Raw genomic sequence first — 14,596 nt, 5'->3', positions numbered from 1 at the left:
TCCGCCCGTTGGCTTGGAAGGTCAGGACCGAGACCTATTCGGCCGCTTGTACAACACGTGGATTCAGAAGCGGCGTAGGAATTTGTTGCGCACTGTCTACTATGAGGGCCGTAATGCGCTGAAGGATTTTGGGATTGCGGTGCCACCTCAGATGCAGGTTGCGTTTACGCCGTTGCAGGAGATCGCGAAGGGTGTTCATGCGTTGACGGATCGGTCGGTGTTTGAGGGGTTCGTGACGGCGGCTGGGACCGATGACCCGTTTGGGCTTGCTGGTCTGCTTGATGCGAACGATTTCGAGACTGAGTTCCCGATGGCGGTCACTTCGTCAGCGATTCATGCATGTTCGTTCCTTGCTGTGTCGGATGGTGACACGGAGGCGGGGGAGCCGGAGCAGCTGATTCTGGCGCGGTCTGCGGATTCGTCGTCTGCGGTGTGGGATCGTCGCCGCCGCACGCTGGGTGGTTTTCTGTCGGTGATTGATGCTGATGAGCAGGGGCCGACTGAGATGGTGATGTACACCTGGGAGCGGGTGTATTCGATTACGAAGCAGTCGAACCAGTGGCGTGTGTCGTGGATTCCGAATCGTCTTGGTGAGGTGTCGGTGTCGCGGCTGGTGTTGCAGCCTGAGTTGAACCGTCCGTTTGGTCATTCGCGGATTAGTCGCACGGCGATGGGGCTCACTGATGCGATGGTTCGTACGGTGCTGCGTGCTGAGGTGTCTGCGGAGTTTTATTCGGCCGACAAGTATTGGCTGTTCGGTGCTGATGTGTCGAAGTTCATTGGTGACGATAAGTGGTCTGCGGTGATGGGCCGCATGAACGCGATTGATGTGGATAACCCGGAGCAGAAGCCCGAGATTCACAGGTATCAGGGTTCGTCTCCTCAGCCTCATGCTGAGCAGTTGCGGATGTTGAAGTCGTTGTTTGCGGATGATCAGTCGCTTGAGGTGCGGTGGGCTGATGCGTCGAATCCGAGTTCTGCTGACGCTATTTATGCGGCGAAGGAAGAGCTGATCATGAAGACCCGTAACGCGAATCGTGTTTGGGGTCGTGGCGCGGTGAAGGCTATGCAGTTGGCGGTACGCCTGCGGGATGGCTTGGATGCTGTGCCGGAGGATTTGCGGACTCTTACTGCGATGTTCACTGATCCGGCGATTGTTTCGCCGGGTGCTCGTGCTGATGCGTTCTCGAAGCTTGCTGGGGCGATGAAGGAAGATTCGCCGTTCGCGATGTCTGAGGTTGGTATGGAGTATGCGGGCCTGTCTCGTGACCAGATCATGCGGTTCCAGGCCGAGAACCGCCGTAACACGGCTGGTACTCGGATTGAGCGTATGGCTGCTGCTGCACGGGAGGTTTCGGATGGTGTCGGTAACGGATCTCCGGTTGGCGACGGAGGAGAACCTGCGGTGGGCGACCCGGGATCTGTCTGAGTTCTTCGGAGCGTACGCGGGCGGTAACCCGATCGAGTTGCGTGATGCGTTGCTTGAGTTCTACCCGGATTTCGTGCGCGTCTATGGCGAGCAGGGTGCGGAGCTTGCGGCCGAGTTTTATGACGAGGCCCGTTCTTCGGCTCGAGTGTCGGGCACTTATCGGGCGTCTCTGGCTGCCCCGATCCCTGACGCTCAGGCTGTGGGGTCCGCGAAGTGGGCGATTGGGCCGGCGTTCGAGGAGAACTGGGATACGGCGTTGTCGCAACTGGTGGGGGCGTCGACGCGTCTCATTCAGCAGCAGGGTCGGGATACGACGTTGTGGAACACGGATCGTGATCCTCGAGCGGTTGGGTGGCGTCGTGAGACCCGTTCGGAGTCGTGTTGGTTCTGTCGGATGCTGGCGGGACGTGGCGGTGTGTATACCCGGGAGACGGTGTTTTTCGCGGCGCATGACAATTGCCGTTGCGTGACTGCCCCTGCTTGGGATCAGGACGCGAAGCGTGTCCCGGTGAAGGTGTATGAGCTTTCTAAGAACACGGCCCGTATGAACCCGAAGCAGTTGGAAACCCACCGCGAGAGGGTGCGCGAGTATCTGGCGGCGAACGCTGCCGACCTCACCTAAGCCCGCATATCAAGTTTCCTGTGGTGCACACCACAGGTCATGCCCGCCTTCCGGTGGGCGTAGTAACAGTGCCCGCACGGGCGCATTCAACATTCACTGGAGGGCCGCATGGCTGAGAACGAAGCCCCGCACGGGGCACCTGAGACTCCCGAGAACACGGTCAACCCGACTTCCGCAGATACCGACTGGCAGGCAGAAGCCCGCAAGTGGGAGAAGCGGTCGAAGGAGAATCTGGCCGTAGCGAAAGCGAACGAGGAAGCCGCACAGCGCCTCGCAGCTTTCGAAGAGTCCCAGAAAACGGAGGCGCAGAAGCTCCAGGACGAGCGAGATCAGGCGAAGGCCGAGCTCGCTGCGGAACGGGCTGCACGTCTTCGTGCTGAGGTCGCCGCGACGAAGGGTATCCCCGCGAATCTGCTTTCGGGCAGCACGCAGGAGGAGCTTGAAGCGTCGGCTGATGCGCTTATCGCATTCAAGGGGGAGCAGCAGGTTCAGAAACTGCATGTCCCGAACGAGGGCAAGTCTCCGACGCTCGCACTGAATGGTGACGGCCTCGAGGACTCGCTTCGTAAAGCACTTGGCATCAACTGATGCCTACTAACAGTTAGGAGAGGGTGATGGCGCAGACCGCACCTACCACTACCAGCGAGTTTGCTGGTTTCATTAAGCCCAGCGAGGCTGGGGACATTTTTGCTGAGGCGCGCCGTAGTTCGGTCGCGCAGCAGCTCGCTCGCCGTATCCCGGTTGGCGCGAACGGTGTCGAGATCGCGTACACGACCTCGAAGCCGAGCGCTGCGTGGGTTGCTGAGGCTGGGCAGAAGCCGACCACTTCGGGTGGCAAGTCGCTCCGTAAGATCTCCCCGAAGAAGCTCGCCGCGATCTCGGTGGTTTCGGCCGAGACGGTGCGTGCGAACCCGGGCGGCTACATCGATGATCTTCGTCTCGATCTTGCGGAGGCGTTTGCGCTCGCGTTCGACTCGGCGGCGTTCTACGGGACGAACACCCCGTTCGGTGCGAGCAACTTCATCAACGCGACCACGAAGGCTGTTGCACTTGGCACTGCCGCGCAGGCAGACGGTGGAGTGTTCGCTGACATCAACGCGGGCTTGTCGCTGCTTGTGAACGATAGCAAGCGTCTGACTGGGTTCGCTTTCGATACCGTCGCTGAGCCGATCTTCAATGGCGCTGTGGACGCGAACGGTCGCCCGCTGTTCATCGATAGCCCCACTGTGGAGACCGCTGAGGTTGTTCGTGCTGGCCGTGTGCTGGGGCGTCCTTCGTTCATCGGTGAGGGTGTCGGTAACGGCACCGTTGTTGGTTTCGGCGGCAACTGGTCGAAGGCTGTGTGGGGTGTCGTTGGTGGCATCACCTACGACGTTTCGACGCAGGCGACGGTCACGATCGACGGCGAGCTTGTGTCGCTGTTCGAGAACAACCTTGTCGCGATTCGTGCTGAGGCCGAGTACGCGTGGGATGTTGCGGACACCGCTTCGTTCGTGAAGTACAACGAGCCGACTGCCGGCTAATGCGTTTGGTGTCGCCCGCGGGAACCGTTGTTGAGGTTGACGGGGATGCCGCGAAGAAGTTGCAGTCGCAGGGATGGTCGGAGCCGGGTAAGCCGGAGCCGAAGCAGGCTCCGGTGAAGCGGAAGCCTGGCCGTCCACGGAAGTCGGACTGATGTGTGAGGGGCCGGGGCTTCCTGGCCCCTCGCCGTGTTTGAGGGGGTGTGCATGTCTTGGGCTGTTGCTGAGGATGTGATCGGTTCGTGGATCGGTGAGGGCGCTCCTGACGACACCGGGCTGGTGCTGAAGTGGGTGGAGAAGGCTGAGCGTGAGGTGCGCCGAAAGGTGCCTGACCTTCAGGCCCGGATCGATGCTGAAGCTGATGAGGGCGACACGGACCTTCTGCAGGCGACCGTCGATGTGGTTGTTGCGATGGTCACCCGCAAGTTTCGGAACCCGGAGAGTATTCGGCAAACGAACGTGACTACCGGGCCGTACACGACGTCGAAGACGTACGGTGGCGATCTTCCGGGTGATATGGCGATGACCGATGATGAGCTTGCGAAACTGCAAGGCCAGTCGGGCGGCGCTTATTCCATCAGCATGATTCCGTCTCATTCTCCGTTTGCGGTGTGGCCGCTGTGAGGCGCATTTCGGAGACGGTGGGGTGGGAGCGTTTCGAGGCTGGTGCGACTGATTCGCATGGCAATCCGGCTGAGGGCTGGTTGCCGAGTGTCCCGTTGGGGATTTATGCGTTCAATCCTGGCGGCACGGAGGAGACCTTGTTTCCGGGGCATGAGCGCGTGATTTCGACGCCGACGATCTATGTCCCGTCGGACAAGATTCTGTCGCCGCAGGATCGGGTGAACGTGCGCGGGGAGTTGTACGAGGTTCAGGGTGTCACTCGTGATTTCCGGCACCCGTTCAACAGTTCGATGAACGGGTGCTCCGTTGATCTGAAGCGGGTGGAGGGCTGATGGAGGCGTACGAGTTCATCGATGCGGAGGCGGCTCTCATTCAGTATTTGAAGCCGTGGAAGGCGTCCACTCAGGTGCCGAGTACGAAGCCGGCTGAGCACATTTTGGTGGCTCGTGTTGGTGGTACTGCGGACTGGTTCATGGATCGGCCGATGGTGACGTTCATCGTGTCGGCGTTGTCGTGGCCTGCTGCGGCTGATTTTGCGCGTCGTGTCCGGCAGAAGTTGATGTCGGCTACTGAGCTTGGTGGCTTGCCGGTGTATCGGTGGGTGGAGATTGGTGGCCCTGCGAGGTCGCCTGACCCTGATACGGGCGATCCCCGTTATCAGTTCACGCTCGAGTTTCGTGTTCGAGGAAGAAACCTTACCCCCGCTTAGTCGGGGGTTTTTCTATTTAAGGAGGTGCCGCCGTGGCGAAGGTCGAGGTGGTGAACCGTCAGGTGATTGACGGCAAGGAGTACAAGCGGGGGCAGGTGGTCGACCTGTCCGATGGGCAGGCGCGCGATCTGATCACCGCAGGGAAGGTTCGGCCTCACGGGTCGACCAAGCCGGATGCTAAGCCGGCCGATGCGAAGGCGGGTAAGTGATGGTCGACATTGTTAAGGACAACGTTCGTGTCTGGTCGGACATGGATTCGATGGTGTTCTGGGGGCCGAAGGGTACCCCGCTCCCTGAGACGCTGACGGAAGCGCTCGATGATGGGTTCCTTCCGATTGGTGCGCTGAGTGAGGACGGCCCTGGTGAGGGTGTCTCTGTTGATGTGAACAAGATCAAGGGTTGGCCTGCGGGTCAGACTCTTCGGATCAAGACCACGTCGACGGAGAAGACGTTCAGCTTCACCGCGCTCGAGGAGAAGCCCGTTGTGACGCGCATCTTCTACGATCACGGCGCTGTCACGGTCACCGGTACGGGGGATGCTGCTGTTGCCCGTTACGACATCCCGGATTCGTTCGGGACGGTCGAGGGTGCAATGGTCACTGTCCTGAACGACGGGAACTACAAGAAGGTTCGTTGCATGGAACTCGTGCAGGTCTCTGAGCGTGGCGACGTTTCGAACGGCACGGAGGACCCCTCGGGTTACGAGCTGACGGTGGACAACATCGGCGCGGACTACGTGCTGACGAACCAGCCGGCTTACCTCGCTGAGGCGACTACCCCGTAACAAGGCTGGGTGGGGCGCGTGGTGACTCCGCGCCCCACCCTTTTACTTCCCTGAGTCACGTGTTCGTTTTTGAGAAATGGAGTCACCATGACTGAGACCACTGAGAAGTCCCGCGAAGAGCTTGAAGCGGAGCTGGAGAGCCTGCGTGCGCAGAGTTCTGCCCCGGCAATCGCAACTCGGGACCGCTCACCCTTGAAGCCGTCCGATCATCGCCCGCCGATCAAGCAGCCGCGCACGGTTGAGTTCGCTGGCGAGAGTTACACCTTCGACGTACGTGCCGCGAAGGATGCAAATACGATGTTCGCGCTTCAGCGCAACGATTTCGAGACGGTCCTTGTCCGTGTTATCGGTGCGGACGGGCTGAAGCGGGCGCTTGAATCGACGGCTGATGAAGACGGGTTCTCCGACTTCGAGGAGCTGGCCGAGCTGACCGCCGCTCTGTACAAGGCTGCCGACTCAAAAAACTCCTAGTCCTTGCCGAACTCGCCAGGGAGGTGCCCGACCGTTTAGCCGCTGATCTTCGGCGGTTCTTCGGGGTGCGCCTCTCTGACGTGTGGGTGGGCAAGGAAGACATGCTTGAGGTTGCTCATTGCGCGGCGAACCTTCCTCGCGGGAGTGCGGTGTCTGAGTGGTACGGCGGTTGGGGTGCCATTAGTGCGGAGGATGAGGCGCTGCGCCGTGTCGAGTATTTGTTGCAGGCTCAGATGGCGCAGGCAGCGGGTAAGAAGCAGCGCGTGCCGGAGCCGGAAACGCCGAAGGGTATTCGGGACGTTCAGGCGCGGGCGAAGAAGAAGCAGGATCGGATGGCGCGGTTGCGTCAGGATGCTGCTCGGTACAAGAAATAGGGGGTGGGCTGCATGGCTCAAGTGAAGTTAAAGTTGCGCGAGCTGAATAAGCTCATGCGGTCCGCCCCGGTGCAGGCGAAGGTGAACGAGGAAGGAGCCCGCATGGCGAACCGTGCGGGCTCCAAGTTTCGCCTCAAGCCTGACCCTCACAAATGGACTGCTCGATCTTTCGTGGAAAGCAAACCTGGCGAGCGCCTGTCAGACGCTGACCGAATTGCGTTGCTGCGCTCGCTGGGCGGCTGATTACTGGACTTTCACGAACTTCCGTTCGGAAGTCATCATGTCCACCGTGACCGCGAGCGTGCCTTCGCCTGCTGTCGCGGCAGGCACCTCGAAAGCGAGTGCCCCTGTGTGGGATGCGCCAGGGTAGAGCGGGTCCATGATCGTGTAATCCGGGATGCCGGAGCCTGATGTGTCGACGTAGGACTGCGAGATCGTGTTTCCGTCTGCGGTGACGTAATCGATGATCCCGTAGTAGTTCTCCCCGGCATCTTCCGTGCCGTTGTAGGTCACAGTTCCCGTTACGAGGATGTAAACGTTGCCTTCGGCCGGGAGCTCGTTGAATTCGTTGGCAGTCATGATGTCGTTCGCCGCGAGGTTGACGCTGTCGATGGTGACGCTCCAATCCCCGTCCGTGACTGCGCTACCGATACTGGCCGGGTTGCTCCGACTTCCAACCTCTTCCGGTTCGGGAGTTTCTTCTGCAGCAGGTTCGGCCTCTTCTGCCGATTCTTCGGCGACGGGCTCCGGTTCGCTGACCGTTGGTGTTGTGCTGCACCCGGCAAAGAGCAGCGTTGCTGCGATGGCGGGGATGAGTAGCAGGCGCGACTTTCTGTTCATGCTCTGACTATATCCCGCCCACAGGTTTTTCATTACTGATTTTGAGTGGTCGCACTTTGGCCAAGGGGGTTTCATGGCTACCGGTACAGAGATTGCATCCGCATACGTTGCACTGACGGTCAGGGCTCCCGGAATCCAGAAGGACATCGCGAAGCAACTAGGCGCGGTCGATGGTGCCGGGGCTGGTCAGCAGATTGGTAACAAGGTTGCCAACGGGATGAAGAAGACGCTGCAAGTCGCAGGCGTCGGCATCGCTGGTGTTCTGGGAACTGCGCTGGTCAAGGGCTTCGGCCGGCTGAAGGCAATCGAGACTGCTCAGGCGAAGATGCGCGGCCTCGGAAACGATGCTGACACTGTCGCGAAGGCGATGGATAACTCATTGGCCGCTGTCAAGGGAACAGCGTTCGGGCTGGGCGACGCTGCTTCTGCTGCGAGCCAGCTTATGGCGGCGAATATTAAGCCAGGTAAGGAGCTTGAGGGCATCCTCAAGACGGTTGGCAATAACGCGTCTGCTGCTGGTGTCGGCTTCGATGAGATGGGCAGCATATTCGCGAAGGCCGCGACCCAGGCGAACGGTGTCCAGAACGACATCATTAGTCAGCTTGCCGACAAGGGCATTCCGATCTATCAGGCGTTGGCCGATCAGATGGGTGTCACTGCTGGCGAAGTGTTCAAGATGGCTTCCGAGGGCAAGGTCGATTTCGACACCTTCGCTGCTGCTGCGCAGTCTGCTGCCGGAACCGTGGCCGATGAGATGGGCAAGACCACTACAGGCTCGTTCGATAACCTCATGGCGGCGATGGGCCGTCTCGGGGCAAAGATCCTGGAGGACGTGTACCCGCTCATCGGGCCACTCTTTCAGGACATCACGAGGTGGCTGGATGAGGCTACTACTCGAGTCGAACCCCTTGTGGCTGCATTCGGGGAATGGCTCAAGAACGCCTCGATGTGGTTAAAGGAGAACATCGAGCTCATCAAGGGCGTCGCTATTGCGCTCGGGTCGATCGTCGCGGGTGTCTTCGCTGTGAAGGCCGGGATTGCCGTTTTCAACGCGTACAAGACGGCCGTCGCTGGCGTGAAAGGCGCGATTCTCCTTGCGAAGCTTGCTCAGGACGGGTGGAACATCTCTACCCGGGGCGGCATTGGCATTCAGGCCGCAGCGACCGGGGCAACGAAGGCGCAGACGTTCGCTCTGAAAGCTGGTGCCGTGGCACAGCGTGTGTTCAATGCTGTGATGAACGCGAATCCGCTGATGAAGATCGTCGGATTGGTGACTTTGATCGTGGGGGCGCTCACGTATTTCTTCACGCAGACGGAGCTTGGTAAGACGATCTGGGCCGAATTCACCCGGTTCCTCGGTGAGGCCTGGGCGAACATCTCCGGGTTCTTCATCGCAGCCTACGAAAACGTGATCAAACCAGTTTTCGACGGGATCGCGAAGGTCGCGGCATGGGTGTTTGAAAACGTGCTGCGACCGGCATTCGAGGTCGCTCAGTTCGCGTTTGCGATTCTGGGCGGCATCATTCAGGGCGTCTGGGAGACGTTCATTAAGCCTGCGATTGACGGTATTGGTGCGGTCGTGATGTGGCTTTGGAAAGTCGCGATTAAACCGGCGCTGGATGCTACTGGTGCTGCGTTCCGGTGGTTGTGGAACAACGTGATATCACCCGTCGCTAATTGGATTTCGGAGAAGTGGCGCATTCTGGGCCTCGCGACGCAACTCATGTGGAAGATGTACATTCAGCCGGCGTTTAAGGCGATTGGTGATGCCTTGAACTGGGTTTGGGTCAACGTGATCTCGCCGGTTGTGGATTGGATTCGCAAGCGGTGGGAAGTGCTGGGGCTCGCGACTCGCCTGATGTATTCGCAGTACATCAAGCCTGCGTGGGATGCCGTAGCGGGTGTGATTCGTACGGTGTGGAACAAGGTGAAGTCCGTCATCGACACGATGGTGCGCGTGATCCGGTCTGACCCGAAGAAGGCGTTCGAGGCTGCTCGTGATGCGATCGGTAGTGCGTGGAAGGGCATTCAGGATCTCGCCAAGAAGCCCGTACGATTTGTTATCGAGACGGTCATCAATGGCCTGATCAATACGATCAACAAGATCCCGGGCGTCAATCTTGCGAAGGTGCCCTTGCCGAAGGGCTTCTCGGAGGGTGGTTACACGGGCAATATCGCACCGAATGCGGTTGCTGGTGTGGTGCATGGTAATGAGCATGTGATTCGTGCTGAGTCGCGTCGTGCGATTGAGTCGCGGCATCCGGGCTTGTTGGATCATATGAATCAGTACGGCAGCATTCCGGGGTACCGCAAGGGTGGCTTGGTGAATCCGTTGCCGCAGGGTTCGTATTCGGTGTCGCAGCCGTATCACGGTGGGCATAACGGTATTGATCTTGCTGCCCCGTCTGGCACGAAGGTGTATGCGGCGGGTTCGGGCACGGTGGGTCTTGCTGGCTCGGTGAATATGGGCGGCAACGAGGTCTATATTCAGCACGATAACGGGCTGGGTACCAGGTATTCGCACCTTTCGCGGTTCGGTACTCGGGCTGGTGCGTCGGTGAAGGCTGGCAACGTGATCGGCTATGTCGGTTCCACTGGCATGTCGACGGGTCCGCACCTGCACTACATGGTGCATAACCCGGGCGGTGGTGCCGGTAATTACGGCAGCCATGTGAACCCGGCAGCGTACATGGGTCTCCAGGGTAAGGATCTTGGTGAGGCTGGCGGTGCTGCTTCAATCCTTGATGGGCTCGTTGATTGGGCTGTTGGCAAGATCAAGGGCGCTTTCCCGGGCGGCGGGATGTGGATTGATGTTGCGTCCGCGTTGGCGAAGGATGCTGCGGGGAAGATGGCGAAGGCTTTCAACCCGTTCGCTGCCGCTGACGGCCACACCACGTTGTATGACAACGGTGGCTGGTTGCCTACGGGCAAGAGTCTCGTGGAGAACAAGACGGGTCGGCCTGAACCGATCCTGACGGGTTCTCAGTGGGATGCGCTGATGGCTGGTAACTCGTCTAATGGTGCTCGTCGCGTGACTGTTTACATCGGTGCTCGTCCGTTCGAGGGCTGGATGGATGAGCGTGCTGATGCTGCGTTCGATCGTGGCCTAGAAGATGAGTTGCGTTCCGCACGGTTCGCTTCGTATGGGTAGACAGGGGGCTATATGAGTGCGCTGTCTAGCGGCTCGTTGACGTATCGAGGGGTGTCGTTCCTGTTTGGAGATGGCACCCCTCACCCGTTGACGGGATTTGTGCGTGGGGTGTCTTCGTTCCGGGTTAATGACCGTGACGTGGTGCGTGGTGACGGTCGAGCGTTTGGGCGCGATTTTAAGTCTGGGCCGACGCATGAACTTTCTCTGTTATTGCAGGGAGAGGGTGCTACTAGGGGCGCTCGTGAGGCTGATGTGCGTGAGCAGCTCGGGCGTTTGGCTGGTGTGTGGTCTGCTGATTCTCTCCGCTCTGTTGGTGGGGAGATGGCCCAGCTGCGGGTCGGTGACCGGGTCGCGTTTGGCCGACCCCGGGAGCTCACCCCGGATGATTCGGGGATCTGGGACGGGGTGTCGAATCCTCGTCTGGAGTTCGTTGCTGCGAACGACCTTTGGTACGGGGTTGAGCAGCAGACGTTGATCAAGTTTGCGTTGCCTGCTGGCGGCGGGCTGCGGTTCCCGGCACGTGCTCCGTTCCGTTTCACGGGAGGCCCGTCTACCAGGAATGCTGCTGTTGTGGTGGCGGGTGATTCTGTGACGTGGCCGGTGTTTGAGATCCACGGCCCTGTGTCGAACCCGGAGGTTGAGGTGCAGGGGGTGGGGCGTCTCGTGTTCCGCACCACTGTCGCGTACGACAAGTTTTTGCGCGTCGATACTCGACCGTGGGCGCGGTGGGTGAAGGGCGGCTACAAGTCGAACCCTGATGACCTTACGGCGCTCCCTGGGGTGCTGTCTCCGGCCGGATCTCGGCTATCTGATATGGCGATGCGTCCTGGCGCGTACACGGTCCTTCTGCGTGGGTTTGATCCCACTTCAACTGCTGATATGCGGGTGTCTGTTTGGCCCGCGAGCCCGAGCCTTTAGGAGCACACTATGGCGTTTAATGATCCTCCGTACGCGACAGAGAATACCGACCATTCGGCACGCCTGTTTCGTCGCCAATTTCAGCAGTCAATGGGGGAGGGGTCAGGGGTTTCTCGGCCCAGCGATCTGAAGGTGTCCGCACTGAATGTTCCGGGTAACGGGTTCAGGGTGGCACCTGGTGGTGGGGTGGCGCAGTCGCGTGACACTGCTACTTCGGCTAGGGAGTCATATGGGCCGGTGAATGAGGAAGAGATTGTTGTCACGGGTGTTCCGGGGACGGGGTCTGGGCAGACGCGCCGTGATCTCGTGATTGTGGAGATCACTGACCCGCAGATGCAGTCGGTGTCTTATCCTGAACCGACTGACCCTGAGTTCACGGGGGCATGGCTGGAAGGGTCGACGTTCTGTCGTATCACGGTGATTCCAGGTGTTGCGAGTTCGGTCAGATCGCTGGATGAGATCACGACTGGCCCGTTCGCGAATGTGACCGGAATCACGCTCGCGGCGATCAACTGGCTTCCGAGCACGAGCACGATCGGGCCTGGGGCTTCTCCGACGCCTGGGCTCGCCTCGATCGAGGATTTACGTGAGGTGCATTCGCCGCAGGAGAAGACGGTGGTCCGTGCGTTCGATATCAGTGGCGCTGCTGCTCAACCGTTGACTAGTACTGGCGTGTACCCGGATGGGGCTACGTGGCCGTTGTTTGCGGAGGCGACGGGTGAGATCTCGGTGGAGATCCCGGCATGGGCGACGCAGGTCGCGTGGGTAAACACTGTTGCTGGGATCGCGGTCCCTGGTGGCGGCGTGGCTCAGGGCTGGTTGTGGATGCAGATGGGTGCGAATGCGGACCCGGATGTGCGGCGGTCGAACCCGATCAGGTGGGATGTGGATGCTTCGGCGTCGCGGCATCGTGTGACTTTGGTGACTGCTGACACGCTCGCGATCCCCTCCGGTATGCGCGGCAAGACGGTGAAGTTCTACCCGCGCGGAAACAAGAGTGCAGGGTCGAATACTCACACGATGATCGCGGATAACGGTACTGCTGTGGCGATGACGTTGGTGTTCCGTGAGGTGAAGGAGTAGGCCTTTGCTTCGGTACATTGTTGAACGCATCGCTGATGGGGAGTTCCTTGAATTGGAGCTCCCCATTGATGTTTCTGGGGCGGGCCGCAAGATGAATGGTGCCGGCTCATTTTCGGGCGTCGTTTCCCCTGATGTTGGTGGGCTTCGTTACGGTGACGGCACACTCCTAATTGATCCTTATGCGACGTTCATCCATGAGGAATCAGATGGGGTGATCCGGGGGACGTGGCTGGTGACTCGGTCGGAGTTGGATGAGTCTGTTTGGAAGATTGAGGGTGCCGGGTTCTCCGCATATTTCTCGGGGCGACCTTATGAGGGCGTGTATCGGGGCGTGGGCGTGGACCCTATCGCGGTTGCCCGGCATGTTGTTGAGCACGCGCAGTCGTTCGCGAACGCAAACATTGGGGTGACGCTCACGGGCGCATCGAGTGTGCGGGTGGGTTCGGATTCTGAGGTGCAGGAGTCTGCTGCGCGGACTGCGCTGAGTGTAGCGAAAGCGAACTTGAGCGACGTGAAGAAGGTGCTTGCTGCGGCTCGTGCTGCTGCGAAGGTGAACCCGACCGCGGCGAATAAGGCGGCGGTCGTGGCGCGTAAAGAAGAGGCTGATTTGGCGTCTGCCGCGAAGAAAGCTCGCGAGGAGGCGCTTGCTGCCGCAAAAGCTGTCGTGCAAGAAGACGGTGGCGCGTGGAAGTTGCTTTGGTGGGACACCCCTGACTGTTTGGAGTCGATACAGGACGCGATCGATGCTGCCGGATACGAGTGGGTGGAATGGTCTGGTTGGAACGCTGACCGTTCGAAGGTACTGAAGGAGATCCGTGCCGTTCGACGTGTGGGGCGCAAACAGAATGCGTTGTCCTTTGTGGAGGGCGACAATGTGATCGAAGCGGTCACGGTTCGTGACGATTCTTCACAGTACGCGAACAAAATTGTTGCCATCGGTGCTGGTGAGGGGCGTGACTCGCTACGGTTTGTGCTCCCTGGGAAGGATTCGCGCCGGTCGAAGCCGGTGGTGGTTGATGCGAAGCATGTCACGAAGCGGGCCGTCCTGGAGCAGATCGCGCGTGCCGAACTGAAGAAGCGAATGCAACGGTTTCGTGTTGATGCGATCCGGGTTGCAGATCACCCGAATGCCCAGTTTGGCACTTTCGGTGTTGGGGACACGATCACTGTTCATGCCGACGTGGAGTGGGTGGGGCGGCAGCAGTTCGTGGCACGGATTGAAGAGTTGGAGTTCGTTGGCGAGGACATCGTTGACGTGATGTTAGGAGACGGTTGATGCAGAGTTTGAAGCGGAAGGTTGCGTTGCGGGCGCAAGCGGCAGCGGCGCGGGAGGCGGCGTTGACGAGTGCTCGTGTCGGGCGCACAACACAGGTGGCACATTCAACGGTTGCGGTGGGTGATGATGATGTGCCTGTTGTTGAGGCTGTGGAGGATGCGCGCGAAACGGCAGGCGAGTTTCCTTCCGTTGTTGAATCTGTTGACGCGGCAGCAGAGGATGCGTTCGAGGCGTCCATGAACGTTGGTGATGCGTTGACGGCTGCGAATGAGGCGGCTACGATCGCCGCGGATGCGAAGACGACGGCGGATGGGAAGAACTCCCGCCGCCGCGGACAGACCGAACCCGCGCCGCCCGCAGGGGGCTGGCAGCAGGGCGATCAGTGGGTCGTAGATAATGCCGAAGGAGTGCCTGTCGAGGTGCGCGTTTGGGATGGTGACTCGTTCGAGCGGGAGCAGCTGCTTGCGAGCGAGATCTTGGTTCTGTCTGAAGGTGGAACCGTACGGATTGCGGACGGCGCGATTACTTCGCCGATGCTGTCGGTGGGTGCTCTTGACTTCAAAACGGCGCGAGGTCTTGAGGTTCAGGGTGGCCGTATCGTTGGTGGAACTTTTGAACTGGCTGATCTTGTTTCGGTAACTGTCCTCGATTCTGACCCCGCGGAGAGCCTGGCACGATGGTCGGCCTTCGACCAAGCGCCTTGGCAGATCGTCTGAGTTGGTACGCCTAGTCCACCCAGTTGGTACCCAATTCCGGAGGCCTGGTGCTGTCGCGCGTTTTCGGGTCTTCTAGGTG

17 protein-coding genes are annotated in these 14,596 nt (G+C 59.9%); 16 read left to right on the top strand and 1 reads right to left on the bottom strand.

The window, feature by feature from the left end; all coding sequences use genetic code 11:
• Positions 1-85: 85 nt before the first annotated feature.
• The 12 genes from AB0O71_RS12430 (at position 86) to AB0O71_RS12375 (ending at position 6,776) form a co-directional block, all read left to right on the top strand.
• The gene (locus AB0O71_RS12430) at positions 86-1,429 is read left to right on the top strand and encodes a phage portal protein (RefSeq protein WP_363745754.1); all 1,344 of its coding nucleotides are present in this window, start codon (positions 86-88) and stop codon (positions 1,427-1,429) included.
• Entirely contained in the window at positions 1,383-2,051 is a 669-nt protein-coding gene (locus AB0O71_RS12425) for a hypothetical protein (RefSeq protein ID WP_363745752.1), read from the top strand. The genes AB0O71_RS12430 and AB0O71_RS12425 overlap by 47 nt, the downstream gene beginning before the upstream one ends.
• 108 nt (positions 2,052-2,159) lie before the next feature.
• Complete coding sequence (locus AB0O71_RS12420; RefSeq protein ID WP_363745750.1) at positions 2,160-2,639, top strand: hypothetical protein; 480 nt, start codon at positions 2,160-2,162, stop codon at positions 2,637-2,639.
• 26 nt (positions 2,640-2,665) lie between these two features.
• Positions 2,666-3,574 (top strand): phage major capsid protein, encoded by a 909-nt coding sequence (locus AB0O71_RS12415; protein ID WP_363745748.1) that lies wholly within the window; start codon positions 2,666-2,668, stop codon positions 3,572-3,574.
• A 228-nt stretch (positions 3,575-3,802) separates the two neighbouring features.
• A complete protein-coding gene (locus AB0O71_RS12410) occupies positions 3,803-4,195 on the top strand; it encodes a hypothetical protein (protein WP_363745746.1) in 393 nt (130 codons plus the stop codon).
• Positions 4,196-4,212: 17 nt separating this feature from the next.
• Entirely contained in the window at positions 4,213-4,527 is a 315-nt protein-coding gene (locus AB0O71_RS12405; RefSeq protein WP_363745744.1) for a hypothetical protein, read from the top strand.
• Entirely contained in the window at positions 4,527-4,904 is a 378-nt protein-coding gene (locus AB0O71_RS12400; protein WP_363745742.1) for a hypothetical protein, read from the top strand. The genes AB0O71_RS12405 and AB0O71_RS12400 overlap by 1 nt, the downstream gene beginning before the upstream one ends.
• A 32-nt stretch (positions 4,905-4,936) precedes the next feature.
• Complete coding sequence (locus AB0O71_RS12395) at positions 4,937-5,113, top strand: hypothetical protein (RefSeq protein ID WP_363745740.1); 177 nt, start codon at positions 4,937-4,939, stop codon at positions 5,111-5,113.
• Positions 5,113-5,688 (top strand): hypothetical protein, encoded by a 576-nt coding sequence (locus tag AB0O71_RS12390; protein WP_363745738.1) that lies wholly within the window; start codon positions 5,113-5,115, stop codon positions 5,686-5,688. The genes AB0O71_RS12395 and AB0O71_RS12390 overlap by 1 nt, the downstream gene beginning before the upstream one ends.
• Positions 5,689-5,775: 87 nt before the next feature.
• Positions 5,776-6,159: a hypothetical protein gene (locus tag AB0O71_RS12385; protein WP_363745736.1), complete on the top strand. Its 384-nt coding sequence runs from the start codon at positions 5,776-5,778 to the stop codon at positions 6,157-6,159.
• A gap of 86 nt (positions 6,160-6,245) precedes the next feature.
• Positions 6,246-6,533 (top strand): hypothetical protein, encoded by a 288-nt coding sequence (locus AB0O71_RS12380; RefSeq protein WP_363745734.1) that lies wholly within the window; start codon positions 6,246-6,248, stop codon positions 6,531-6,533.
• A 12-nt stretch (positions 6,534-6,545) separates the two neighbouring features.
• The gene (locus AB0O71_RS12375; RefSeq protein ID WP_363745732.1) at positions 6,546-6,776 is read left to right on the top strand and encodes a hypothetical protein; all 231 of its coding nucleotides are present in this window, start codon (positions 6,546-6,548) and stop codon (positions 6,774-6,776) included.
• Here the strand turns inward: AB0O71_RS12375 and AB0O71_RS12370 are convergent, their stop codons facing one another.
• Positions 6,777-7,406 (bottom strand): DUF4352 domain-containing protein, encoded by a 630-nt coding sequence (locus tag AB0O71_RS12370; protein WP_363745730.1) that lies wholly within the window; start codon positions 7,404-7,406, stop codon positions 6,777-6,779.
• A gap of 40 nt (positions 7,407-7,446) precedes the next feature.
• Here AB0O71_RS12370 and AB0O71_RS12365 point away from each other — a divergent pair, with 40 nt between their 5' ends.
• From AB0O71_RS12365 to AB0O71_RS12350, 4 genes are all read left to right on the top strand, one after another.
• Positions 7,447-10,524: a peptidoglycan DD-metalloendopeptidase family protein gene (locus tag AB0O71_RS12365; RefSeq protein ID WP_363745728.1), complete on the top strand. Its 3,078-nt coding sequence runs from the start codon at positions 7,447-7,449 to the stop codon at positions 10,522-10,524.
• A 927-nt stretch (positions 10,525-11,451) separates the two neighbouring features.
• Positions 11,452-12,525, top strand: coding sequence for a hypothetical protein (locus AB0O71_RS12360; RefSeq protein WP_363745726.1), 1,074 nt, complete (start codon positions 11,452-11,454; stop codon positions 12,523-12,525).
• Between the two features lie 4 nt (positions 12,526-12,529).
• On the top strand, positions 12,530-13,801 hold the full coding sequence (locus tag AB0O71_RS12355; protein WP_363745724.1) for a hypothetical protein: 1,272 nt from the start codon (positions 12,530-12,532) through the stop codon (positions 13,799-13,801).
• Positions 13,801-14,517 carry a hypothetical protein gene (locus AB0O71_RS12350; RefSeq protein ID WP_363745722.1) on the top strand — a complete coding sequence of 239 codons (717 nt, stop codon included), beginning with the start codon at positions 13,801-13,803 and terminating at the stop codon, positions 14,515-14,517. The genes AB0O71_RS12355 and AB0O71_RS12350 overlap by 1 nt, the downstream gene beginning before the upstream one ends.
• Positions 14,518-14,596: the final 79 nt, after the last annotated feature.

This window comes from Leucobacter sp. NPDC077196 (assembly GCF_040687075.1).
Taxonomy (GTDB): domain Bacteria; phylum Actinomycetota; class Actinomycetes; order Actinomycetales; family Microbacteriaceae; genus Leucobacter.
The sequence above is the reverse complement of the archived record's forward strand: the minus strand, read 5'-3'. Positions and strand labels throughout refer to the sequence as shown.